This window comes from Vogesella indigofera, assembly GCF_003633895.1.
Classification (GTDB): domain Bacteria; phylum Pseudomonadota; class Gammaproteobacteria; order Burkholderiales; family Chromobacteriaceae; genus Vogesella; species Vogesella indigofera.
Genome location: NZ_RBID01000011.1, coordinates 604,324 through 626,045 on the forward strand (window position 1 = coordinate 604,324; position 21,722 = coordinate 626,045).

A 21,722-nucleotide genomic window follows, 5' to 3' on the forward strand; every position below is an offset into this window, starting at 1 on the left:
GGACATGGCATTGCAATCCCTGGACATTACCCGCCGCTCCGCCAGCCCCACGGCCAGCCCGCAAGCGCGCAAGACCATTGAGATCGCCAAGCTGATCGACGTGTCCACCTGTATCGGCTGCAAGGCCTGTCAGGTGGCGTGCTCGGAGTGGAACGACATCCGCGAGGAAGTCGGCCACAACATCGGCGTCTACGACAATCCGACCGACCTCTCCGCCGACGCGTGGACGGTGATGCGCTTCGCCGAGGAAGAGAGCAACGGCAAGCTGGAGTGGCTGATCCGCAAGGACGGCTGCATGCACTGCGCCGACCCCGGCTGCCTGAAGGCCTGTCCGTCGCCGGGCGCCATCATCCAGTACAGCAACGGCATTGTCGATTTCCATCAGGAAAACTGCATCGGCTGCGGCTACTGCGTGTCCGGCTGCCCGTTCAACGTGCCGCGCATCAGCCAGAAGGACAACAAGGCCTACAAGTGCACGCTGTGCTCGGACCGAGTTGCCGTCGGACAAGAGCCGGCCTGCGTCAAGACCTGCCCTACCGGCGCCATCCAGTTCGGTTCCAAGGAAGACATGAAGCAGGTCGCCGCCACGCGGGTCACCGATCTCAAGCAGCGCGGCTATGACAACGCCGGCCTGTACGACCCGCAGGGCGTCGGCGGCACCCACGTGATGTACGTGCTGCACCACGCCGACAAGCCGGAACAATACTCGGGCCTGCCGAAAGACCCGGCCATCAGCACCACGGTGCAGCTGTGGAAAGGCTGGCTCAAGCCGCTGGCCACCATCGGCATCGCCGCCGCCGGCCTGTTCGGTTTCTTCCACTACATCACCGTCGGCCCCAACCGTGCCGATGACGAGGACGACAGCGCGACCAACGTTGGCCGCAACGAGGAGGACAAGGCATGAAACCGCAACTGATCCAGCGCTACTCGGCGCCGGAACGCATCAACCACTGGATTGTGGCCGTCTGCTTCATCCTGCTGGCGCTGTCCGGACTGGCGTTTTTCTACCCGGCGTTTTTCTGGCTCACCGGCGTGTTCGGCACGCCGCAGCTGGCGCGCATCATCCACCCCTTTGTCGGCGTGCTGATGTTCGTCGCCTTTGCACGGCAGTTCTTCCGCTACTGGCACCACAACCTGCTGACGCGTGACGACATCCAGTGGATGAAGTCGGTGAAAACGGTGATGCAGGGCCACGAAGTCGGCGACACCGGCAAGTACAACGGCGGCCAGAAAGGCATGTTCTGGATGATGTGCGCCTGCATGCTGGTGCTGCTGGTTTCCGGCATCATCGCCTGGCGCCCCTACTTCGCCATCCACCTGCCGATTCCGCTGATCCGCATCGCGCTGCTGGCGCACGCCTGCGCCGCCATCGCGCTGATCGCCAGCATCATCGTGCACGTGTACGCCGCGTTCTGGGTGAAGGGCACCATCCGCGCGATGGTGGAAGGCGTGGTCACCCACGGCTGGGCGAAGAAGCACCACCCGCGCTGGTATCGCGAAGTAACGGGCAAGCAGAAATGAGCGGCCACTGCCCGTTGCCGCTGGCGGTCGATGCCCTGCCGGCCAGCCGCCGCCTGCCGGTGCTGCGGCTGGCCGGCGCGGCGGCCAAGCTTGCCGAGGACCAGCTGATCGAGGAAGTGCCGGTGGCGATGGTGTACAACGGCGTATCGCACGCGGTGCTGCTGGCCACACCCTGTGATCTGGCCGACTTCGCGCTCGGCTTTTCGCTGAGCGAGCACATCCTACACGCCCCCGGCGAGCTGTACGACTGCGAGATCGTCGCCGGCGAGTACGGCGTCGAGCTGCGGCTGGAGATCGCCAGCGCCCGCTTTGCCGCGCTGAAGCAACGCCGGCGCAGCATGGCCGGCCGTACCGGCTGCGGCCTGTGCGGCGTCGACAGCCTGGACGCGGTGGCGCAGACCATCGCGCCGCTGCCGTTGCGGCCAACCTTGCATGCCGCCGCGGTCGCCCGCGCGGTGGCGGAGCTGCCGCACTGGCAGCCGTGGCACCACGCCACCGGCGCCGCCCACGGTGCCGCCTTCTGCAATGCCGACGGCGACATCCTGCTGGCGCGCGAGGACGTTGGCCGCCACAACGCGCTGGACAAGCTGATCGGCGCGCTGCGCCGCCAGCGGATCGATACCGGCGACGGCTTTGTGCTGGTTTCCAGTCGCGCCAGCTACGAGATGGTGCAAAAGACCGCCAGCGCCGGCATCGCCGCGCTGGTAGCGGTATCGGCGCCAACCGCCTACGCCGTGACGCTGGCCGAATCCTGCGGCCTGCTGCTGGCCGGCTTTGCCCGCCCCGGGCGGCTGGTGGCCTACAGCCAGCTGCCGCGCCTGATCTGCCCCGAATTGACGAGACCCCACCATGACCCAGTTTGTTGATATCGCGGCCCCCGCCGCCACTCCCGCGCTGCGCCGGGCCGGCATGACCGTGTTCAGCCGCCGTGCCGAGCGTCTGCTCGCCCTCGCCGATGGCCACCCGATGCGCGATTTCCTGCTGTTCTGTGCCGCCCTGGCGCGCGCCCAGCACGCCTGCCTGGCCACCCGAGTGGAGCACGCAGTGGCCGACAGTGCCAGCCTGCGCCAGCTGCTGACGCTGCTGCAGCGCCATCTTGATGTCGAGCTGCCACCCGACAGCCACAGCGCGCTGCTGTGCCTGCTGGCGCTGGACGATGCCGCGCTGCAGGCGCTGGCCGACGCATTGCGCCACGGTCAGTACGACGCGCGCAGCCCGCTGGCCGCCGCCTGGCCCTTGCTCGGCGCCGCGCTGCAGGTGCAGGCCACCATCGTCGTGCGGCAGCAGGACATTGCCGCGCTGACTCCCGGCGAGACGGCGTGCTGCCCGGCCTGCGGCGGCCTGCCGGTGGCGTCCGTGCTGCGCCGTGGCGACAGCGGCCACGCCGTGCGCCACGTCTGCTGTTCGCTGTGTGCCAGCGAATGGCACGTCAGCCGCGTCAAGTGCGTCGTCTGCGGCAATACCCGCCAGCTGCAGTACCGCAGCCTCGCCGACCGTGACGCCGCCGCGCCGCAGCCGGACCGCAAGCAGCCGCACGCCCATCGCGGCACGCAGGAGCTGGAATGCTGCGACAGCTGCCACGGCGCGCTGAAGGTGGTGTCGCGCCTGCAGGATGGCAACGCCGATGCCTTTGCCGACGATGTCGCATCGCTGGCGCTGGACCTGCTCGCCGGTGACGCCGGCTATGGCCGCATCGGTTTCAATCCCTACTTCCTGCCGGCCCAGGACTGAGCGGCGCCACCGCCGGCAAACACGCCGTTTCGCCACGCGCTGTAAGCTGCGGCGCCCTGCCACGACCAAGTGTCAGGGCGCCGCCCTAGTTCTTACGATCTAGCCGCGATAATGCTTTGTGTGACTGGCAGGCTGTTTGCTAGTGAGTAGAATGAGTCATACCCCCCACTTAACGGAAGGACGCCGCATGTTGTCAGACCGTTTCGGCCGCACCATCGACTACCTGCGTATTTCAGTCACCGATCGCTGCGACCTGCGCTGTACCTATTGCATCCCCAAAGGCTTCAAGGGCTTTGAGGAACCGAGCAACTGGCTGACCTTCGACGAGATCACCCGCGTGGTCGCCGCGTTCAGCCGCCTGGGCACCCGCCGCTTCCGCCTCACCGGCGGCGAGCCGCTGCTGCGCCGTAACCTGCCCGCGCTGGCCGCCAGCCTGTCGGCGCTGGAAGGCGTCGATGACCTGTCGCTGACCACCAACGCCACCCAGCTCAGCCTGCAGGCGCAGGCGCTGCGCGACGCCGGCGTCAACCGCATCAATGTCAGCCTCGATTCGCTGCGCGACGACTGCGTCAGCCGCATCACCGGCAGCGACTGCCTGGACAAGGTGCTCGGCGGTCTCGCCAGCGCCAGCCGGGCCGGTTTCGACAGCATCAAGATCAACATGGTACCGATGCAGGGCGTCAACGACGGCGACATCGAAGCCATGGTCGCGTTCTGCATCGAACACGGCTTCATCCTGCGCCTGATCGAGGCGATGCCGATGGGCAGCACCGGCCAGCACACCGCCGGCCTCGACCTGCAAAAGCTGCTGGCACAACTGCAGCCGCGCTTTGGCCTGCTGCCGTCGGACCAGCCGCTGGGCGGCGGCCCGGCCCGCTACTGGCGCACGCCGGACGGCCGCTTCACTCTCGGCCTGATCACCCCGATCTCGCAGCACTTCTGTGCCAGCTGCAACCGCGTGCGACTGTCGGTGGATGGCACGCTGTACATGTGTCTGGGGCAGGAAGAACGCTTCGAACTGCGCCCGCTGCTGCGTGCCGGCTGTAGCGATGCCGAGCTGGAGGCCGCCATCCGCGACGCCATCGAGCTGAAGCCGGAAAAGCACGAATTTCTCGAACAACCGACGCGCATCGTGCGCTTCATGTCGATGACCGGAGGCTGACATGCCACTGGCCGACCCGCTGCTGGAAGGTTTCCGCCGTTTCCAGCAGCAGTATTTCTCCCCCGACAACGACCTGTTTGCCGCGCTGCGCCACGGCCAGCACCCGGTCACGCTGGTGATCGCCTGTTGCGATTCGCGCGTGCACCCGCCGGCGCTGATGGGCAGCCAGCCTGGCGAGATGTTCGTGATCCGCAACGTGGCCAACCTGGTGCCGCCCTGTTCGCCGGACAACCAGCACGCCAGCGTCGCCGCGGCGCTGGAATTCGCGGTGCTCAACCTGCAGGTGGCACGCATCATCGTGATGGGCCATGCCGGTTGCGGGGGCATCCGTGCACTAATGCAGCGCAGCACGCCCCAGGACAGTGCATTGACGCGCTGGCTGGACATCGCCGCCCCGGCACGCGAGCTGGTCTACCGCCACCACGCGGCAGAGGACGAGGCCACCCGGCTGCGTCGTTGCGAGCAGGCCGGCATCCTGGTGTCACTCAACAACCTGCTGACCTACCCGTGGCTGGCCGACAAGGTGAAAGCCGGCGAAGTCGCCCTCGACGGCTGGTATTTCGATCTTAACGACGGCACGCTGTGGGGGCTGGACGCACCGTCCAACCAGTTCGTGCCGCTGGTCTGCCCGCTCGGCCAGCAATAAGCCCGTCCCTTGCATGCGACATGGCGCCCTGGTGGCGCCATATTTGCGTCTGACGCAAGCCAGTCCGGTTTGAAAAAGGACACCCCGCTCGCCTCAGTCCCTGCCTTGATCGTCACGCGATGACGATCGCCGCGGCGCGGCACCCGAGGCGCGTCTGGCGCAACCGCGGCAGTGCGTCACCGCCAGCACCCTGTACCGGGACAAACGGCAAACCCACGCGGGCAAAACATTGCGGCCAACCTTGTGCAAGGTTGGCCGCAATGCGTGCCGGAACGGCTCGCGGGAGCGCGTCAGGCTACTGGCCGAGCTGAGCCAGCGACTGCGGATCGTTGAGATTGCTGAAGGCGCGGGTGTCGTCGAAATTGACGATGCGGCAATCCAGCAGCGCGAGAAAGCCACGCAGGCTGCGTCCGCCGCTGGCCAGATAGTCCGGCAGTCGTGCCAGCGCACTGCGGCGCAGCAGTGCACACACCGGCTGCGGCCCGTTGATGGTGTAGGGACAGCAGGCGTCGGCGCGACGCTCTGCCTGCAGGATGGCCAGCTGTCGCGCCACCAGATCGGCCGGCAGCAAAGGCGCGTCGCACGGCACCAGCTGCACGTAGTCGATGCCGTCCGGCAGCTTGTCCGCCAGGCTGGCAACCCCGGCCAGCGGCCCCATGCCCTGCCATGCCGCCTCGTCGGCAAACACGGCGTGGCCACTGGTGGCGTAGTCGTCCAGATGGCGGTTGGCGCTGATCGCCAGCCAGCCGGCCTGTGGCGCCAGCCGTACCAGCACGTGGCGGTACAGAGCTTGGCCGCCCCACGGCAGCAAGCCCTTGTCCTGGCCCCCCATGCGCCGGCCTTCACCTCCGGCCAGCAGCAGCACTGCCACCTGTTCAGTCATGCCAGCGCCCGCATGCCGCATCGTCGCTGGCCTTGGCTTCGACCCAGCGGCTGCTGCCGTCGACAAAATCCTCGCGTTTCCAGAACGGGGCCTGTGTCTTCAGGTAGTCCATCAGGTATTCGGCGGCGGCAAAGGCGCCGGCACGGTGGCCGGCGGCGATGAGCACCAGCACGATGGGCTCGCCCGGCGCCAGCGCCCCGACGCGATGGATGACGCGACAGGCGCTCACTGGCCAGCGCGCGGCGGCCTGCTCGGCGATGCGGCGGATCTCAGCCTCGGTCACGCCGGGGTAGTGTTCGAGAAACAGCGCCGCCAGCGGCGTGGCTTCGTCGTGGGCGCGCACCATGCCCTGGAAGGCCACCAGCGCCCCGGCGTCGCCGGCGTGCGCGCGCAGCGCCAGCTCTTCGGCACCAAGGTCGAAGGCGGCGGTTTGTACGGTGATGTCGCAGTACATGTCAGCCCCCGGTCACGGGCGGCAGGATGCCGACTTCGGCACCGTCCGGGATCGCCGCGTCGCCGCGCACGATCTGCTGGTTGACCACCAGGCGGAACACCTTGCCCGGCGCCAACGCCAGCGCCCACTCCTCGCCGCGGCCGCGTAGCACGTCCAGCAAGGTGGCGGTGGTGCCGCCGTCCCAGGCCAGCGTTTCCGTGCTGCAGCCCAGCGTGTCCTTGAGGACACCAAAATACAGTAGCGTGATGCTCATGCAGAATCCTTCAGCCAGTTGGCAATAAAATCGGCAATCGCGGCGTGGTCGTCCAGCGGCAATTGCGGCAAATCGGTCGCGGCTGCGCAGTCGCTGGCCAGCGCGATCACGAACGGGTCGTCCGGGTACAGCCACGGCTTGGCGCAGGCGCTACGGTGCACCTCGATGCGCGGCACCGGCAGCGTTTTCTGGCCCTCCAGCAGCACCAGGTCGACTGCGGCCAACCTTGACAGCTGCTGCTCCAGCGTCAGCGGCTGCGGCGTCTCGACAAACAGGCCGAAGCGGTAGGGCGACACCACCATCACCTCGTGCGCGCCACTGGCGCGGTGGCGCTGGCTGTCCTTGCCGGCCACGTCCAGTTCGATGTCGTGGTGACTGTGCTTGATCACCGACACCGTCAGTCCGCGCGCGGCCAGTAGCGGCAACAGCGCGCCGATCAGCGTGGTTTTGCCACTGCCGGACCAGCCGGCAATGCCCAGCACTTTTTGCATACCCTCTCCCTTTGGTGGATTGTGGTCTACGCCATACGGCGCTATCGTTCAACCAGACTCCACACTCGATGATCCAGATGAATCCGCTTACCCATTTCAATGCCGCCGGCCAGGCCCACATGGTCGATGTCGGCGACAAGCCGGAAACCCGCCGCGTGGCGGTGGCCACCGGCCACATCACCATGCTGCCGGCCACCTTTGCGCTGCTGCAGGGCGGCAATGCCAAGAAGGGCGACGTCATCGGCATCGCCCGCCTGGCCGCCATCCAGGGCACCAAGCAAACCGCGAACCTGATCCCGCTGTGCCACCCGCTGGCGCTGACCCGCGTCAACGTCGATTTTAGCGTGGATGAGGCGCTGTCGCGGGTACACATTTTCGTCACCAGCGAGACCGTGGGCCGTACCGGCGTGGAAATGGAAGCGCTCAGCGGCGTGATGGCCGGCCTGCTCACCGTCTACGACATGCTGAAGGCGGTGGACCGCGGCATGCAGATCGACGGTGTGCGCCTGCTGGAAAAACAGGGCGGCAAGAGCGGCCACTGGCAAGCCGACAGCAACGATTCTGCGCTGCGCGACCAGTGCTGACCATACGCCGGACGACCTAAGCCATGCCCCTGCCCGCCCCCCCCTCCGTGCGCAGCCTGTCCAGCAAGCTGCTGATCCTGACCATTGTCTGGCTGGTGCTGGCGATGACCTCCATCGGCTACACCCTGGTGCTGTCGTGGAAACTGGAAGGCGGCGCCGCCGCCATCAACGACGCCGGCAGCCTGCGCATGCGCAGCTACCGCGTCGCACTGCTGGTCAGCGAAGGCGCCGATCCGGCCCAGGTCCAGCAGGAAGCCGCCCAGTTCAGCGACACCATGGCACGACTGCGCAAGGGCGACCCGGCGCGGCCGCTATTCCTGCCCGACAATGTCGAAGTGCGCTCGCAGGCGGCGGAAATCGCCCGCTACTGGCAGCACGAGATGTTGCCGAAGCTGGAACAGGTACAGCTCGACCCGCGCCGCAATACCACCCGCGTCGACCTGGGCGCCTTCGTCAACCGCATCGACAAGCTGGTGCGGCTGGTGGAAGAAGACAACGCGCGTAATACCACGCTGCTGCGCTTCTTCCAGATGACGCTGATGGCGATGGCCATCATCGGCGCCATCACCATGATGTACCTGATGTTCCTGCTGATCATCCGCCCGCTGAACGAGCTGGGCGAGGCCATCGTGCAGGTGCGCGACGGCGAGCTGGCGACCCGGGTGCCGGTGGTCGGCAACGACGAATTCGCCATTCTGTCCGCCGGCTTCAACCAGATGGCCGGCCGCCTGCAGGAGTTGTACGCGACGCTGGAAGACAAGGTGCGTGACAAGACACGCTCGCTGGACGAGAAAAACCGCCAGCTGACCACGCTGTACGGCGTCACCGCCTACCTGCACGAATCGCACGACCTCAACACCATGTGCAAGGGCTTTATCGAACGCCTGATCCAGCTGACCAATGCCGACGCCGCCAGCGTGCGCATCGTCGACAGCAAGCGCGGCAAGCTGGAGCCGGTGGCGCAGATCGGCCTGCCGGACGGCATGATCCACACCCACGACTGCGCCCACATCGACAGCTGCTACTGCGGCGCCGCCGTCGAGCAGCCCAGCTCGGTGATCCGCCTGTTCCGCGAGCTGCCGCAAAAGGAACAGAAACACTGCGAGCGCGCCGGCTTTCGCAGCGTGTCGATCTTCCACATTCGCGTCAACCAGCAGAACGTCGGCATCTTCACCCTCTATTTCCGTGACGACACCCGCCTCAGCGCGCAGGAACAGTTCCTGATCGAGACGCTGGGCAGCCACCTCGGCGTCGCCATCGAGAACCTGCGTCTCGCCGCCCGCGACCGCCAGTTTGCGGTCTCGGAAGAGCGCAACCTGATGGCGCAAGGCCTGCACGACAGCATCGCGCAGTCGCTGTCCTTCCTCAACCTGCAGGTGCAGATGCTGGAAAGCGCGCTCGGCGACACCCAGGACGAGCAGGCGCGCGAAAACCTGGCCTTCATCAAGACCGGGGTGCAGGAGTGCTACGAGGACGTGCGCGAGCTGTTGCTCAACTTCCGCACCCGCATCAGCAAGGAAGACTTCCCCGACGCGGTCAACACCCTGCTCAAGCGCTTCGAGCAGCAGGCGGGGGTGCTGACCCAGTACCAGCTGCGCGGCAACGGCCTGCCGCTGAACCCGGAACAGCAACTGCAGGTGATCTTCATCCTGCAGGAGGCACTGTCCAACGTGCGCAAGCACGCGCAGGCACACCGCGTCGACATCGACATCGACAACCACGACGACTTCGTGATGCGCATCAGCGACGACGGCTGCGGCTTTGACGCCGCGGTGCTGGCCGCGCGCCAGGCACGCCACGTCGGCATGTCCATCATGCAAGAGCGGGCATCACGCATCAACGCCCGTATCCAGATCGAAAACCGGGACGGCGGCGGCACCACCGTCACCCTCACCCTGCCGCACACAGAAAGACAAGCCGCATGAGTACTGCCATCCGTATCTTACTGGTCGACGACCACACCCTGTTCCGTAGCGGCCTCAAGGCGCTGCTGCAGCGCCAGCCGGACTTCGAGGTCATCGGCGAGGCCGCCGACGGGCTGGAAGGCGTCAAGCAGGCCGAACTGCTCAAGCCCGACGTGGTGCTACTGGACCTGGACATGCCGGTGATGCACGGCCGCGACGCGCTGTCGCAGATCCTGGTCACCCAGCCGCAGCTGGCGGTGCTGATGCTGACCGTGTCCGAGGACGGCGAAGACCTCGCCGAGTGCATGAAGAGCGGTGCGCGCGGCTACCTGCTGAAGAACATCAATGCCGACTTCCTGCTCAGCAGCATCCGCCGCGCGGTGGACGGTGACAGCGTGCTGTCGCCGGAGATGACCGCCAAGCTGGTGGCGCGCCTGCGCGCACCGGTCGCCGAGCCGCGCAACCAGGAGCTGGACAGCCTGACGCCGCGCGAACGCGAAACGCTCAGCTACCTCGCCTCCGGCGCCAGCAACAAGGAAATCGCCCGCGCGCTGGATCTGGCGGAAAGTACCATCAAGGTGCACGTGCAGAACATCCTGCGCAAGCTGAGCCTGAGCAGCCGGGTGCAAGCGGCGGTGTACGCGGTGGAGCACGGCCTGGACAAGGCCTGAGACGGCGCGTCATGACAAGGGGCTTGCGTGGCCCCTTGTTTCGCGTTAACGTTATCCCGTTTTTGAATAGCGAAAGAATAGCGATGAGTGAATTGCTGCACCCCTTCGCCGGCAAGGGCACCGGCCAGCGCATCGCGCTGCTGCGCGCCATCCGCGAGCACGGTTCGATCAGCGCCGCCGCGCGCCAGTGCCAGCTCAGCTACAAGGCGGCGTGGCAGCACATCGACAACATCAACAACCTCAGTCCGCAACCGCTGGTGGCACGGCTGACCGGCGGCAAGGGCGGCGGCGGCACACGGCTGACCGCGCTGGGCGAACAGCTGCTGGACGCGTGGGAGAAAACCGGCGTCGCGCTGCAGGCCGGATCCATGCAGGAGCGGCAGACGCTGGCGCTGCTGGGCCGGCTGGCGGTGCGCACCTCGGCGCGCAACCAGCTGGCTGGCGAAATCAGCCACATCCAGCGCGGTGCGGTCAACGACACCATCACCCTGCGCCTGCCCGGCGGCAGCCAGCTGCAGGCACAGATCACCCGCGAAAGCTGCGACGAGCTGGCGCTGCACGAAGGCGGCCACGCCATCGCGCTGATCAAGGCGTCGTGGATCACCCTGGCGCTGCCGCAGGCGGCGGCGCAGGTCGCCATCGCCAACCGCCTGCCGGGCAAGGTTGGCCGCATCACCGCCGGCCTAGTCAACAGCGAGGTGATCGTCACCCTGCCCGGCGGCTACAGCCTGTGCGCGATGGTGGACAACGACAGCCTGGCCAGCCTCGCCATCGCGGTGGACGACGCAGTGTGCGCACTCTTCTCGTCCCAGAGCGTGATCCTGGGCATTCTCGACTGAACGGAAACCTGATGAAACCTACCCTGCTGTGCAGTCTGCTGGCGCTGTGCGTCGCCTCTTTCGCCAACGCCGCGCCGGTACAGGTGGCGGTTGCGGCCAACGTGCAGTATGCGTTTGCCGACATCGCCGCCAGCTTCAGCCGCGATACCGGCATCGCGGTGCAACCGTCGTTCGCCTCCTCCGGCAAGTTCGCCACCCAGATCATGAACGGCGCGCCGTTCGAGCTGTTCCTGTCCGCCGACAACGAGTTCCCGCAAAAGCTGGCGCAGGCCGGCTTTACGCTGCAGACGCCAAAAAGCTACGCGCTGGGCGCGCTGGTGCTGTGGTCGAAAGACCCGCAATTCAAGCCACAACAGTGGCAGCAGTGGCTGGCGGCCAGCCGCGGCAAGATCGCCATCGCCAATCCGCGCACCGCGCCCTACGGCAGCGAGGCGCTGCGGGTGCTGGACTACTACCGGCTGAGCGCTAGCGTCACGCCGCGGCTGGTCAGCGGCGACAACATCGCGCAGGCGGCGCAGTTCGTCGACAGCGGTGCGGCCCAGGCCGGCTTTGTCGCCAAGGCGTTGGTGCTGGCGCCGCAGATGAAGGACGTGGGTCGCTGGGTCGACATCCCCGCCGCCAGCCACCAGCCCATCGTGCAGGACATGGTGCTGCTGAAGCCGGCGGCGGCCAATCCGGACGCCCGCAAGCTGTTCGACTACCTGTCCGGCCCGGCCGCGCGGCAGATCCTGCAACGCTACGGCTACCGCCTGCCATGAACCGGCTGCCGGCCACCATCCACGCGCGGCACAGCGCCGACGGCCTGCACCTGCTGGAGCTGACGCTGTGCGGCCAACCTTGCACCGCGTTTGCCAGTGCCGCGCTGCCGCCGTGGCAGGCCGGGCAAACGGTGGAGGTGCTGTTCCGCGAGCTGGACGTGGCGCTGTCCACCGCGGCCTGCCCGACGCTGAGCATCCGCAACAGCCTGCCGTGCCGCATCGTGGCCATCCGCCACGGCGCGCTGTTCAGCGATGTCACGCTGCACAGTGCCGGCGCCACACTGCACGCGGTGATTACCCGCCGCTCCTGCGACTCGCTGGCGCTGCATGAGGGCATGGCGGTGTACGCGCTGATCAAGTCCAATGCGCTGCAACTGCTGGAGCCGGCACCATGAGCGGACTCGACCTCGCCCCGCTGTGGCTGACCTTCCGCCTGGCCGCAACCACCACGCTGCTCCTGCTGCTGCTCGGTCTGCCGCTGGCGGCGTGGCTGGCGCACAGCCGCTCGCGGCTGCGGCCGCTGGTGGACACGCTGGTGGCGATGCCGCTGGTGCTGCCGCCGTCGGTGCTCGGCTTCTACCTGTTGCTGGCACTGTCACCGGCCAATGCGCCCGGTGCCTGGCTGCGCGAGCTGTTCGGCGTCAACCTGGTGTTTTCCTTTGCCGGGCTGGTGATCGGCTCGGTGCTGTTCAGCCTGCCGTTCATGGTGCAGCCGGTGGCGGCGGCACTGAGCGGCTTGCCGCCCAGCCTGCGCGAGGCCGCCTGGACCATGGGCAAATCGCGGCTCTCCACCCTGCTGCGCGTCGAGCTGCCGTGCGTGCGGCCGGCGCTGGTGGCCGGCGTGGTGATGAGCTTTGCCCACACCGTTGGCGAATTCGGCCTGGTGCTGATGATAGGTGGCAACATCCCCGGCGTGACGCGGGTGGCGTCGATCGCGGTCTACAACGAGGTCGAGGCGCTGAACTACCCGGCCGCCCACGCCTACGCCGCCATCCTGTGCGCGTTCTCCTTTGCCGTGGTGTTGCTGGTCAACCTGTTGCGCCGCCGCGCGGAGCGTATCGCATGATCGAATTTTCGCTGCAAAAAACCCGCCACGGTGCCAACGGCCAGTTGCAGCTGGATGTCGCCGCCACGCTGGCCGCCGGCAGTTTTACCGTGCTCAGCGGCGCGTCCGGCGCCGGCAAGACCACGCTGCTGCGGCTGCTGGCCGGGCTGGAAGCGGCAGACAGCGGCTGGCTGCAGGTGAACGGCGCCGACTGGCTGCGCGGCGGCCACAGCCTGCCCGTGCAGCAGCGCCGCATCGGCATGGTGTTCCAGGATTACGCGCTGTTCCCGCACCTCAGCGTGGCCGACAACATCGCCTTTGGCGCCGCGCGCGGCGAGCGCGCCCTGGTGCAGGAGCTGCTGGAACTGTGCGGGCTGGCGGCGCTGGCGCGGCAGTACCCGGCGCAGTTGTCCGGCGGCCAGAAGCAGCGCGTGGCACTGGCGCGGGCGCTGGCGATGCGGCCAACCTTGCTGTTGCTGGACGAGCCGCTGTCGGCGCTGGATCACGGCCTGCGCCGCGAGCTGCAGCGGATGTTGCGTGACATGCACCAGCGCTTTGCGCTGACCACGGTGATGGTCAGCCACGATCTGGGCGAGATCTTCGCGGTGGCCGACCAGGTGCTGCAGCTGGAGCACGGCCGCATCAGCGCGCAGGGCACGCCGGCGCAGGTGTTTCTGCAGACGCCGCGTGACAGCAGCCGCATCGCGCTGCACGGCGAGGTACTGGCCTGCCAGCCGGCCGACGTGATGTGGCGGGTGACGGTGCTGGTCGCCGGCGAGCTGGTGGAAGTACTGCTCAGCGCACAGGACGCCGCCACGCTGAGCGCGGGGCAACGCATCCGGCTGTCGGCCGGCGCGCTGCAACCGGGCTAGCACGGGGCCGTTGATATCGCCAAACGCGATTAGCAATACAGATTTTCTTGGTTTGTTTGCATAAGGGCGCCCGCTACAGTGGTGCCATCACTGCACGCACACAAGGAAACCATCATGTCGTTCTCGTCCCGCCAGATCATCGCCGCCCTGCTGCTGGGCAGCGCCAGCTTCGCCTACGCCGACGTCAGCCTGCTGAATGTGTCCTACGACCCGACGCGCGAGCTGTACCAGGATTTCAACACCGCCTTTGCCAAGCACTGGAAGGCCAAGACCGGCGAAACCGTCACCATCAAGCAGTCGCACGGCGGCTCCGGCAAGCAGGCGCGCGGCGTGATCGACGGCCTGGAAGCCGACGTGGTGACACTGGCACTGGCCTATGACGTCGACGCGCTGCACACCGAGGCCAAGCTGATCCCGGCCAACTGGCAGAAACGCCTGCCGAACAACGCCGCGCCGTACACCTCCACCATCGTGTTCCTGGTGCGCAAGGGCAATCCGAAAGCGATCAAGGACTGGAACGACCTGACCCGCCCTGGCGTAGAAGTGGTGACGCCGAACCCGAAAACCTCCGGCGGCGCGCGCTGGAACTACCTGGCGGCCTGGGGCTACGCGCTGAAACAGCCGGGCGGCAACAACGCCAAGGCGCAGGACTTCGTGAAGAAGGTGTTCCAGAACGTGAAGGTGCTGGATTCCGGCGCCCGCGGCTCGCTGGTCAGCTTCACCCAGCGCGGCATCGGTGACGTGCTGCTGTCGTGGGAGAACGAAGCCTACCTCGCCACCAAGGAACTGGGCCCGGACAAGTTCGACATCGTGACCCCGTCGCTGTCCATCCTGGCCGAACCGCCGGTCAGCGTGGTGGACAAGGTGGTCGACAAGCGCGGCACGCGCAAGGTGGCCGAAGCCTATCTGCAATACCTGTACAGCCCGCAAGGCCAGGAACTGGCGGCGGCCAACTACTACCGTCCGCGTGACGCCAAGGTGGCCGCCAAGTACGCCGACAAGTTCAGCAAGGTGAAGCTGTTCACCATCGATCAGGTGTTCGGCGGCTGGACCCGCGCGCAGAAGACCCACTTCGCCGATGGAGCGATCTTTGACCAGATCATTGCCCGTTGAGCCTGCTGCCACGCTGAGCACGCTGCTGGTGCTGGCCGACGCCCACGAGGCGGATGGCCACACCCTGCTGCGGCTCGGGCACCAGCAGAACGCGCTGTTGCTGGCGCGCGCAGCCGAGCTGGACGAGTGGCTGCACAGCCACGGCAAAAGCGTACTGCTGCTGGCCGCCGGCGAGCTGTGCCTGCCGGCGCTGGCGGTGCTGGCGCGCCATCCACAGCGCGCCCTCGGCGCCCTGCTGCTGTCCCCCAGCGGCGATCTGGCCGCCGCCGTGCCGCTGCCCTTCCCCAGCCTCACCGTCTGCCACCCGCCGCAGCCTCACTGGCCGCGGCTGACCAGCACCGTCGCCTTTGCCAGCCGCTGGGGCAGCCGACTGCACACCCTGCGTGGCGAAGGCGATGCCGCGCTCGGCGAATTGCGTCTGCTGCTGCAACAGCTGCGCCAGCAGGTGGAAGGTTGGCCGCAAGGCAACCTGTAGTCCGCGCGCCGCCTGGCACCCGGCCGCTGGCGCGACCGTTTCGACTCTCCCCGATCTGCTTTTCCTGACGGCACGCGTACTGCGGCCGTTGTCCGGCTGGCCGCGGCCGCCGCTCGCCGGCTGAGGATTTACCCGCCCGCGCCCATCCCGTTCCCCCTGCCGGCTTTTTCGCTTATTGAATAAGCAACGAAGAATTCCTTATTTTCGGAATAAGGCCGCCGGCAATATCCTGTTTGCAGTTATATAAAAACAGGATGCCGCGATGCCTACTACCCATGACGGAGGTGCACCATGACCAAAGCGCCGACCCTACCCCGCGTGTTACCCGGCTTCGGCCTGTCGCTGGGCTTCACCCTGACCTATCTGTCGCTGGTGGTGCTGATTCCGCTGGCGGCGGTGTTCATCCGCGCCAGCAGCCTGAGCCTGGAAGCGTTCTGGGACGCGGTGACCGCACCGCGGGTGCTGGCTTCCTACCAGCTCAGTTTCGGCATGGCGCTGCTGGCCGCCGCCATCAATACCGTGTTCGGCCTGCTGCTGGCTTGGTCGCTGGTGCGTTACCGCTTTCCCGGCAAGAAGCTGGTCGACGCGCTGGTGGACCTGCCATTTGCGCTGCCCACCGCGGTGGCCGGCATCGCGCTGACCGCGCTGTACGCCGGCAACGGCTGGCTGGGGCAATACCTGGAGCCGCTGGGCATCAAGGTGGCGTTCGGCCCGCTGGGCGTGCTGGTGGCACTGGTATTCATCGGTCTGCCCTTCGTGGTACGCACGGTGCAGCCGGTGCTGGAAGACCTGGAAACCGAGCTGGAAGAAGCCGCCACCAGCCTTGGCGCGCATCGCTGGCAGACCTTCCGCCACGTGATCCTGCCGGTGCTGCAGCCGGCGCTGATGACCGGCTTCGCGCTGGCGTTTGCCCGTGCCGTCGGCGAGTACGGCTCGGTGATCTTCATCGCCGGCAATATCCCGATGGTGTCGGAAATCACCCCGCTGATGATCATCAGCAAGCTGGAGCAGTACGACTACGCCGGCGCCACCGCCATTGCCAGCGTGATGCTGGTGGCGTCGTTCCTGTTGCTGCTGGCGATTAACGGTTTGCAGGCGTGGCAGGCACGCCGTAACGGGAGAAGCGAATAATGGCCGCCATTACTGCCAATCTGTATGCCCAGCACGACCGCGCCGCGCTGCTGGAAAGCCGTCAGGCCACGCGCGAGGCGCGCTGGGTGAAGTACACCATCCTCGGCGTGGCGCTGACTTTCTTCGCCATCTTCCTGCTGCTACCGCTGGCGGTGGTGTTTGCCGAGGCGCTGGCCAAGGGCTGGCACACCTATCTCGATGCGCTGGTGGAGCCGGACGCATTGTCGGCGGTGAAACTGACCCTGCTGGCGGCCGTGATCTCGGTGCCGCTGAACCTGGTGTTCGGCGTGGCGGCGGCGTGGGCGATCACCCGCTTCGATTTTCGCGGCAAGCAGCTGCTGATCACGCTGATCGACCTGCCGTTTTCGGTGTCGCCGGTGGTGGCCGGCCTGATCTACGTGCTGGTCTTCAGCAGCCACGGCTGGATCGGCCCCTGGCTGCTGGAGCACGACATCAAGGTGATCTTCGCGGTGCCGGGCATCGTGCTGGCCACCGTGTTCGTCACCGTGCCCTTCGTGGCGCGCGAGCTGATTCCGCTGTTGCAGGCACAGGGCCGCGAGGAAGAAGAAGCCGCGGTGGTGCTGGGCGCACGCGGCTGGCAGGTGTTCTGGCACGTGACGCTACCCAATGTGCGCTGGGCGCTGCTGTACGGCGTGATCCTCAGCAATGCGCGAGCGATGGGCGAATTCGGCGCGGTGTCGGTGGTGTCCGGCCATATCCGCGGCGAAACCAACACCCTGCCGCTGCACGTGGAGATTCTCTACAACGAGTACCAGTTCGCCGCCGCCTTCGCCGTGGCCTCCCTGCTGGCGCTGCTGGCGCTGGTGACGCTGGCGGTGAAGAGCTGGATCGAATGGCGCGCCGCGCAGGCGCATGACTGATCGCGACAGGCTGGCCGTTGCGGCCAACCTTGCCCCAATTTGAACGGGCCGCGCATGACGCGGCCACGGAGAAAAAGATGAGCATCCAGGTACAGAACATCCACAAGGCTTTCGGCGACTTTATCGCCCTCGACAACCTGACGCTGGACTTCCCCAGCGGCGAGCTGGTGGCGCTGCTCGGCCCGTCCGGCTGCGGCAAGACCACACTGCTGCGCGTGATCGCCGGGCTGGAGCAGGCCGACAGCGGCCGCGTGCTGCTGGACGGTGACGACGCCTCCGACACCCACGTGCGCGAGCGCCAGGTCGGCTTCGTGTTCCAGCACTACGCGCTGTTCCGCCACATGACGGTGTTCGACAACGTCGCCTTCGGCCTGCGCATGAAGCCGCGCAGCATCCGCCCGTCCGAGGCCGAGATCAAGCGCAAGGTACACGAGCTGCTGCAACTGGTGCAGCTGGACTGGCTGGCCGACCGCTTCCCGGCGCAGCTGTCCGGCGGCCAGCGCCAGCGTATCGCGCTGGCGCGGGCGCTGGCGGTGGAGCCGCGCGTGCTGCTGCTGGACGAGCCATTCGGAGCGCTGGACGCCAAGGTGCGCAAGGAACTACGCCGCTGGCTGCGCCGCCTGCACGACGAGCTGCACATCACCTCCATCTTCGTCACCCACGACCAGGAAGAAGCGCTGGAAGTGGCCGACCGCGTGGTGCTGATGAACCACGGCCGCGTCGAGCAGATCGGCAGCCCGGCCGAGGTCTACCAGCAGCCGGCGACGCCGTTCGTGTACGGTTTCCTCGGTGCGGCCAACCGCTTCGAGGGCCACAGCAGCGCCGGCGGCATCGCCATCGGCAACGCCACCCTCACCGCCGAGCAGAACGGCCAGCACGGCGAGGTGATCGCCTTTGTGCGCCCGCACGAGCTGGACATCGTGCGCCACGAATTCGGCCACGGCATTCCGGCGCGCATCAGCCGCGTGCTGACGCTGGGCGCGCTGACCCGGGTGGAACTGGAGGGCCGCGACGACGTGGCCGGCCAGCATTTTGATGTCGAACTGCCCGCCAGCCACCCGCTGGCCGGCAGCCTGATCGCCGGCGAGCCGGTACGCCTGCAACCGCGCAGCGTGCGCGTGTTTGCCAACCCCGAAACGGCAGGTGCCGCATGAACTTCCAGCAACTACGCATCATCCGCGAAACCGTGCGGCAGAACTTCAACCTGACCGAGGTCGCCAACGCGCTGTTCACCTCGCAGTCCGGCGTGTCCAAGCACATCAAGGACCTGGAGGACGAGCTAGGCGTGGAGCTGTTCGTGCGCAAGGGCAAGCGCTTTCTCGGCCTGACCGACCCCGGCAAGGAGCTGCTGACCATCGTCGAGCGCATGCTGCTGGACGCCGGCAACATCAAGCGGCTGGCCGAGCAGTTCAGCCAGCGTGACGAAGGCCAGCTGACCATCGCCACCACCCACACCCAGGCGCGCTACGCGCTGCCCAAGGTGGTGACCGCGTTCAAGAAATCCTTCCCCAAGGTGCACCTGGTGCTGCATCAGGCCAGCCCGGACGAGCTGGTACGGTTGCTGCTGGCCGGCGAAGCCGACATCGGCATCGCCACCGAGGCGGTGGCCGAGGTGCCGGAACTGGTGTCCTTCCCCTACTACAGCTGGCACCACGCGGTGATCGCGCCGCCGGCGCACCCGCTGCACCAGCAGCCGCTGACGCTGGAAACGCTGGCCGATTACCCGATCGTCACCTACCACCACGGCTTTACCGGCCGCGCGCAGATCGACCGCGCCTTTGCCGATGCCGCGCTGGCGCCGGACATCGTGATGGCGGCCCTGGACGCCGACGTGATCAAGACCTACGTCGAGCTGGAACTGGGCGTCGGCATCATCGCCTCGATGGCGGTGGACCCGCAGCGCGATACGCAGGTGCGGGTGGTGGAAGGCGCACCGCTGTTCGGCCACCAGACCACCCGCGTCGCCATCCGCCGCGGCCACTACCTGCGCAGCTACGCCTACCGTTTCATCGAGCTGTGCTCGGCGGCGCTGGACGAGGACACCGTGCGCCGGGCACTGTCACCGGTGGCGCAGGACTAGGAACCTGTTCAATGTCTGCTGCGACGGATACCAACGGGGCGATACGGCGTTGAAAACGCCTTCGGCATGCTGGCTTGTATCAAGATAAACACCGCTTCCTCAGTCGTTTTCGCCTTGTCTCGCGTGAGCGCACGAGACCTTGAACAGGTTCCAAGGGCCGCCCGTTACCCCCCGCCCAAAACAATGCGGCCAACCTTTTTCAAGGTTGGCCGCATTGTCATTGCCTGGCGAGAAGTGCGACTCAGGCTTGCGAGGTGTGCTTGAAGCGGTCGACCTGCGCCACCAGTTCGGTCGCGGTCTGGTTCAGCTGCGCGGACAGCGCCGCCGCTTCGTCGACGATCAGCGCATTGTCTTCGGCCAGCGAGGCGATGCGGCTGATGTTGACGGCGACTTCGTTGCTGGCCGCGGCCTGCTGCTGCATCGCGGCGGCGGTGTCCTGGCTCTTGGCCGCGGTCTGGTTGGCCTCATCGTGAATCCCGTTGAGATCCTGCAGGGTGGCCTGCACCAGGTCGAGACCGCTTTCCATCCGCGTGCGCGCAGTGCGCATCTGGCCGGCGGCGTTGGCGGTCTCGTTGGTGATCACCTCGATCAGCTGGGTGATTTCCACGGTTTCCTTGCCGGTGCGTTCCGCCAGCTTGCGCACCTCATCGGCGACCACGGCAAAGCCGCGGCCCATTTCCCCGGCGCGGGCGGCTTCGATCGCCGCGTTCAGCGCCAGCAGGTTGGTCTGGTCGGCGATGTCGCGGATCGCGGTGATGATCTGGCGGATGCTCTGCGACTTGTCGGCCAGGCTGACGATCACCTCACCGGCGCTGTCCAGCGAGCCGGCGGTGTGCTGCATCGCCTGGGTGGTTTCCTGCATCCGCTCGCGGCCGGCGTTGACGCCCTGCTGCATCTGTTGCGCCACGGCCAGGTTGTCGTGGGTGTTGTCGCGTACCGAGGCAATGCCAACGGTCATTTCCTCGACCGCCGCCGCGATCTGGGTCGACGATTCGCTTTGCGCTTCCGCGGCGGAGGCGGCACGGGCCGAGACCGTCTGCAGCGCTTCGGCGGCGCTCATCAGGCTGTGGGCATTGCTCTTCACCACTTTCAGGGTGCCGGCAAAGGCATCGACCAGCTCGTCGAAGGCACGACCCATGCGCGCGATCTCGTCGTCGCCTTCCAGCTTCGCGCGTGGCGCCAGATCCAGGTTGTGGCTCATGCTGGTCATCAGCTGCTCCAGGCGCATCACCGGCTTGCGGATGCTGCGGTACACCGCCAGGCCGCCGATCAGCAGCAACAGCGACAGCAGCAGGGTGCCGCCGAGGGTGATCATCAGGCTCTGCCACGCTTCGTCGATATTCTGCGCCACCACGTCATCCAGTTGCTGCAGCAGTTTTTCCTGCGCGGTTTTCAGCTGGCCGATCTGCGCCGAGGTGGCGGCAAACCATTGTTCCGGCGTCACGCTCGGCGGCGTGCCCGGCTCGGCGCCGTAGATATTGCTGCGCAGCTGTTTCAGGGTGGCGGCGGCATCGGACTGCAGGAAGGGCTGCAGCGATTGCGCCAGTTCCGGCGGTGCCAGCAGCAGCAGCTGTCCGGCACAGGCATCCTGGCGTGCCTGCAGGCCGATGGCCTGGCCGAGGCTGGCCTGGGTCAGGCCGCCGCCGGCCAGTGCGCCGTTGACGAAGCCGCGCTCGCGGCCGGCGTATTCCTTGGTGCACAGCAGGTTGGACAAGGCGGTGCTGAAGCGGATGACATCACCCTCGTCAGAAGCGGTACCGAGGCTGGCGACCAGTGCGATTTGCGCCTCGATCTGCTGGCTGTAGGCGGCAAAGGCCGCCGGTGCCGCCAGGCTGCGGCCGTCAATGGCGCCACGCTGGCCCAGCAGGCCGCGCACACCGCCGGCCACGGTATTGACGCGCTGTTTGACCTCGCCCTCCGGCAGTGCCGTTGCGGTGCTTTCCAGTGCCTTCAGTGCGGCGTCGGCCTTGCTGCGTGCCTCGCTCAGGTTAGGCGGCAATGCGCCCTGCCCGTTCAGATAGCCGTTGCTCAGACCGCGCTCGGCCTGCAGCGTGTCCACCAGCGTCGAGGCCAGTGTCGAAACCGATACCAGATGCCGGGCTTGCTGCATGTCGCCTAGGAAGCTGTAGCGCTGCAGTGACAGCGTGGAGGCCAGAAAAAAGGTCATCAGACCAAACGGCAGGACAAGCAGGATCAGCTTGTGACCAATACTGAGGCGGGAAAGCATG

At 67.0% G+C, this 21,722-nt stretch carries 25 protein-coding genes; 20 read left to right on the forward strand and 5 right to left on the reverse strand.

The genetic code is table 11. The features are described from left to right. Positions 1 to 4: 4 nt before the first annotated feature. The 6 genes from fdxH (at position 5) to C8E02_RS05230 (ending at position 5,060) form a co-directional block, all read left to right on the forward strand. Positions 5 to 904: a formate dehydrogenase subunit beta gene (gene fdxH / locus C8E02_RS05205; RefSeq protein WP_120809916.1), complete on the forward strand. Its 900-nt coding sequence runs from the start codon at positions 5 to 7 to the stop codon at positions 902 to 904. Then, positions 901 to 1,521, forward strand: coding sequence for a formate dehydrogenase subunit gamma (locus C8E02_RS05210; protein WP_120809917.1), 621 nt, complete (start codon positions 901 to 903; stop codon positions 1,519 to 1,521). Before fdxH ends, C8E02_RS05210 begins: the two co-directional genes overlap by 4 nt. Continuing rightward, entirely contained in the window at positions 1,518 to 2,387 is an 870-nt protein-coding gene (gene fdhD, locus C8E02_RS05215) for a formate dehydrogenase accessory sulfurtransferase FdhD (RefSeq protein WP_120809918.1), read from the forward strand. Before C8E02_RS05210 ends, fdhD begins: the two co-directional genes overlap by 4 nt. Next, the gene (gene fdhE / locus C8E02_RS05220) at positions 2,371 to 3,252 is read left to right on the forward strand and encodes a formate dehydrogenase accessory protein FdhE domain-containing protein (RefSeq protein WP_120809919.1); all 882 of its coding nucleotides are present in this window, start codon (positions 2,371 to 2,373) and stop codon (positions 3,250 to 3,252) included. The genes fdhD and fdhE overlap by 17 nt, the downstream gene beginning before the upstream one ends. A gap of 187 nt (positions 3,253 to 3,439) precedes the next feature. After that, entirely contained in the window at positions 3,440 to 4,414 is a 975-nt protein-coding gene (gene moaA, locus C8E02_RS05225) for a GTP 3',8-cyclase MoaA (protein WP_120809920.1), read from the forward strand. Position 4,415: 1 nt separating this feature from the next. Continuing rightward, positions 4,416 to 5,060: a carbonic anhydrase gene (locus tag C8E02_RS05230; RefSeq protein WP_120809921.1), complete on the forward strand. Its 645-nt coding sequence runs from the start codon at positions 4,416 to 4,418 to the stop codon at positions 5,058 to 5,060. A gap of 295 nt (positions 5,061 to 5,355) precedes the next feature. Here C8E02_RS05230 and mobA read toward each other — a convergent pair whose 3' ends face one another. The 4 genes from mobA to mobB are packed head-to-tail and all read right to left on the reverse strand — an operon-like array spanning position 5,356 to position 7,141. Next, on the reverse strand, positions 5,356 to 5,943 hold the full coding sequence (mobA, locus tag C8E02_RS05235; RefSeq protein ID WP_120809922.1) for a molybdenum cofactor guanylyltransferase MobA: 588 nt from the start codon (positions 5,941 to 5,943) through the stop codon (positions 5,356 to 5,358). After that, positions 5,936 to 6,397 (reverse strand): molybdenum cofactor biosynthesis protein MoaE, encoded by a 462-nt coding sequence (locus tag C8E02_RS05240; protein WP_047965413.1) that lies wholly within the window; start codon positions 6,395 to 6,397, stop codon positions 5,936 to 5,938. The genes mobA and C8E02_RS05240 overlap by 8 nt, the downstream gene beginning before the upstream one ends. A 1-nt stretch (position 6,398) precedes the next feature. Further along, on the reverse strand, positions 6,399 to 6,650 hold the full coding sequence (locus tag C8E02_RS05245; RefSeq protein ID WP_120809923.1) for a MoaD/ThiS family protein: 252 nt from the start codon (positions 6,648 to 6,650) through the stop codon (positions 6,399 to 6,401). Next, positions 6,647 to 7,141, reverse strand: a complete 495-nt coding sequence (mobB, locus tag C8E02_RS05250) for a molybdopterin-guanine dinucleotide biosynthesis protein B (RefSeq protein ID WP_120809924.1) — start codon at positions 7,139 to 7,141, stop codon at positions 6,647 to 6,649. The genes C8E02_RS05245 and mobB overlap by 4 nt, the downstream gene beginning before the upstream one ends. 77 nt (positions 7,142 to 7,218) lie before the next feature. On the opposite strand from mobB, the gene moaC reads away from it, so the two are divergent. The 14 genes from moaC to C8E02_RS05320 all read left to right on the forward strand — a co-directional run bounded on the left by moaC (position 7,219) and on the right by C8E02_RS05320 (position 19,494). After that, on the forward strand, positions 7,219 to 7,725 hold the full coding sequence (gene moaC / locus C8E02_RS05255) for a cyclic pyranopterin monophosphate synthase MoaC (protein ID WP_120810102.1): 507 nt from the start codon (positions 7,219 to 7,221) through the stop codon (positions 7,723 to 7,725). Between the two features lie 23 nt (positions 7,726 to 7,748). Then, positions 7,749 to 9,650, forward strand: a complete 1,902-nt coding sequence (locus C8E02_RS05260) for a type IV pili methyl-accepting chemotaxis transducer N-terminal domain-containing protein (RefSeq protein WP_120809925.1) — start codon at positions 7,749 to 7,751, stop codon at positions 9,648 to 9,650. Beyond that, a complete protein-coding gene (locus C8E02_RS05265; protein WP_120809926.1) occupies positions 9,647 to 10,300 on the forward strand; it encodes a response regulator in 654 nt (217 codons plus the stop codon). Before C8E02_RS05260 ends, C8E02_RS05265 begins: the two co-directional genes overlap by 4 nt. Positions 10,301 to 10,383: 83 nt before the next feature. After that, on the forward strand, positions 10,384 to 11,139 hold the full coding sequence (locus C8E02_RS05270) for a TOBE domain-containing protein (RefSeq protein WP_170152109.1): 756 nt from the start codon (positions 10,384 to 10,386) through the stop codon (positions 11,137 to 11,139). An 11-nt stretch (positions 11,140 to 11,150) separates the two neighbouring features. Continuing rightward, a complete protein-coding gene (modA, locus tag C8E02_RS05275; protein ID WP_120809928.1) occupies positions 11,151 to 11,897 on the forward strand; it encodes a molybdate ABC transporter substrate-binding protein in 747 nt (248 codons plus the stop codon). Next, positions 11,894 to 12,292, forward strand: a complete 399-nt coding sequence (locus tag C8E02_RS05280) for a TOBE domain-containing protein (protein ID WP_120809929.1) — start codon at positions 11,894 to 11,896, stop codon at positions 12,290 to 12,292. Before modA ends, C8E02_RS05280 begins: the two co-directional genes overlap by 4 nt. Further along, a complete protein-coding gene (gene modB / locus C8E02_RS05285; protein ID WP_120809930.1) occupies positions 12,289 to 12,963 on the forward strand; it encodes a molybdate ABC transporter permease subunit in 675 nt (224 codons plus the stop codon). The genes C8E02_RS05280 and modB overlap by 4 nt, the downstream gene beginning before the upstream one ends. Beyond that, complete coding sequence (locus C8E02_RS05290; protein WP_120809931.1) at positions 12,960 to 13,814, forward strand: ABC transporter ATP-binding protein; 855 nt, start codon at positions 12,960 to 12,962, stop codon at positions 13,812 to 13,814. Before modB ends, C8E02_RS05290 begins: the two co-directional genes overlap by 4 nt. Positions 13,815 to 13,928: 114 nt before the next feature. Next, positions 13,929 to 14,927, forward strand: a complete 999-nt coding sequence (locus C8E02_RS05295; RefSeq protein WP_120810103.1) for a sulfate ABC transporter substrate-binding protein — start codon at positions 13,929 to 13,931, stop codon at positions 14,925 to 14,927. Then, a complete protein-coding gene (locus C8E02_RS05300) occupies positions 14,905 to 15,402 on the forward strand; it encodes a hypothetical protein (protein ID WP_147424448.1) in 498 nt (165 codons plus the stop codon). The genes C8E02_RS05295 and C8E02_RS05300 overlap by 23 nt, the downstream gene beginning before the upstream one ends. Positions 15,403 to 15,693: 291 nt before the next feature. Next, entirely contained in the window at positions 15,694 to 16,533 is an 840-nt protein-coding gene (gene cysT, locus C8E02_RS05305; RefSeq protein ID WP_120809933.1) for a sulfate ABC transporter permease subunit CysT, read from the forward strand. Beyond that, positions 16,533 to 17,414 carry a sulfate ABC transporter permease subunit CysW gene (cysW, locus tag C8E02_RS05310; RefSeq protein WP_047965424.1) on the forward strand — a complete coding sequence of 294 codons (882 nt, stop codon included), beginning with the start codon at positions 16,533 to 16,535 and terminating at the stop codon, positions 17,412 to 17,414. The genes cysT and cysW overlap by 1 nt, the downstream gene beginning before the upstream one ends. A 77-nt stretch (positions 17,415 to 17,491) precedes the next feature. After that, complete coding sequence (locus C8E02_RS05315; protein ID WP_120809934.1) at positions 17,492 to 18,568, forward strand: sulfate/molybdate ABC transporter ATP-binding protein; 1,077 nt, start codon at positions 17,492 to 17,494, stop codon at positions 18,566 to 18,568. Then, on the forward strand, positions 18,565 to 19,494 hold the full coding sequence (locus C8E02_RS05320) for a CysB family HTH-type transcriptional regulator (RefSeq protein ID WP_120809935.1): 930 nt from the start codon (positions 18,565 to 18,567) through the stop codon (positions 19,492 to 19,494). The genes C8E02_RS05315 and C8E02_RS05320 overlap by 4 nt, the downstream gene beginning before the upstream one ends. Positions 19,495 to 19,735: 241 nt before the next feature. Here C8E02_RS05320 and C8E02_RS05325 read toward each other — a convergent pair whose 3' ends face one another. Continuing rightward, a complete protein-coding gene (locus tag C8E02_RS05325) occupies positions 19,736 to 21,721 on the reverse strand; it encodes a methyl-accepting chemotaxis protein (protein ID WP_120809936.1) in 1,986 nt (661 codons plus the stop codon). Between the last annotated feature and the right edge of the window lies 1 nt (position 21,722).

Coding starts and splice junctions, on each gene's coding strand:
- fdxH (WP_120809916.1), top strand. CDS start 5: ATGGCATTGCAATCCCTGGACATTACCCGCCGCTCCGCCAGCCCCACG.
- C8E02_RS05210 (WP_120809917.1), top strand. CDS start 901: ATGAAACCGCAACTGATCCAGCGCTACTCGGCGCCGGAACGCATCAAC.
- fdhD (WP_120809918.1), top strand. CDS start 1,518: ATGAGCGGCCACTGCCCGTTGCCGCTGGCGGTCGATGCCCTGCCGGCC.
- fdhE (WP_120809919.1), top strand. CDS start 2,371: ATGACCCAGTTTGTTGATATCGCGGCCCCCGCCGCCACTCCCGCGCTG.
- moaA (WP_120809920.1), top strand. CDS start 3,440: ATGTTGTCAGACCGTTTCGGCCGCACCATCGACTACCTGCGTATTTCA.
- C8E02_RS05230 (WP_120809921.1), top strand. CDS start 4,416: ATGCCACTGGCCGACCCGCTGCTGGAAGGTTTCCGCCGTTTCCAGCAG.
- mobA (WP_120809922.1), bottom strand. CDS start 5,943: ATGACTGAACAGGTGGCAGTGCTGCTGCTGGCCGGAGGTGAAGGCCGG.
- C8E02_RS05240 (WP_047965413.1), bottom strand. CDS start 6,397: ATGTACTGCGACATCACCGTACAAACCGCCGCCTTCGACCTTGGTGCC.
- C8E02_RS05245 (WP_120809923.1), bottom strand. CDS start 6,650: ATGAGCATCACGCTACTGTATTTTGGTGTCCTCAAGGACACGCTGGGC.
- mobB (WP_120809924.1), bottom strand. CDS start 7,141: ATGCAAAAAGTGCTGGGCATTGCCGGCTGGTCCGGCAGTGGCAAAACC.
- moaC (WP_120810102.1), top strand. CDS start 7,219: ATGAATCCGCTTACCCATTTCAATGCCGCCGGCCAGGCCCACATGGTC.
- C8E02_RS05260 (WP_120809925.1), top strand. CDS start 7,749: ATGCCCCTGCCCGCCCCCCCCTCCGTGCGCAGCCTGTCCAGCAAGCTG.
- C8E02_RS05265 (WP_120809926.1), top strand. CDS start 9,647: ATGAGTACTGCCATCCGTATCTTACTGGTCGACGACCACACCCTGTTC.
- C8E02_RS05270 (WP_170152109.1), top strand. CDS start 10,384: ATGAGTGAATTGCTGCACCCCTTCGCCGGCAAGGGCACCGGCCAGCGC.
- modA (WP_120809928.1), top strand. CDS start 11,151: ATGAAACCTACCCTGCTGTGCAGTCTGCTGGCGCTGTGCGTCGCCTCT.
- C8E02_RS05280 (WP_120809929.1), top strand. CDS start 11,894: ATGAACCGGCTGCCGGCCACCATCCACGCGCGGCACAGCGCCGACGGC.
- modB (WP_120809930.1), top strand. CDS start 12,289: ATGAGCGGACTCGACCTCGCCCCGCTGTGGCTGACCTTCCGCCTGGCC.
- C8E02_RS05290 (WP_120809931.1), top strand. CDS start 12,960: ATGATCGAATTTTCGCTGCAAAAAACCCGCCACGGTGCCAACGGCCAG.
- C8E02_RS05295 (WP_120810103.1), top strand. CDS start 13,929: ATGTCGTTCTCGTCCCGCCAGATCATCGCCGCCCTGCTGCTGGGCAGC.
- cysT (WP_120809933.1), top strand. CDS start 15,694: ATGACCAAAGCGCCGACCCTACCCCGCGTGTTACCCGGCTTCGGCCTG.
- cysW (WP_047965424.1), top strand. CDS start 16,533: ATGGCCGCCATTACTGCCAATCTGTATGCCCAGCACGACCGCGCCGCG.
- C8E02_RS05315 (WP_120809934.1), top strand. CDS start 17,492: ATGAGCATCCAGGTACAGAACATCCACAAGGCTTTCGGCGACTTTATC.
- C8E02_RS05320 (WP_120809935.1), top strand. CDS start 18,565: ATGAACTTCCAGCAACTACGCATCATCCGCGAAACCGTGCGGCAGAAC.
- C8E02_RS05325 (WP_120809936.1), bottom strand. CDS start 21,721: ATGCTTTCCCGCCTCAGTATTGGTCACAAGCTGATCCTGCTTGTCCTG.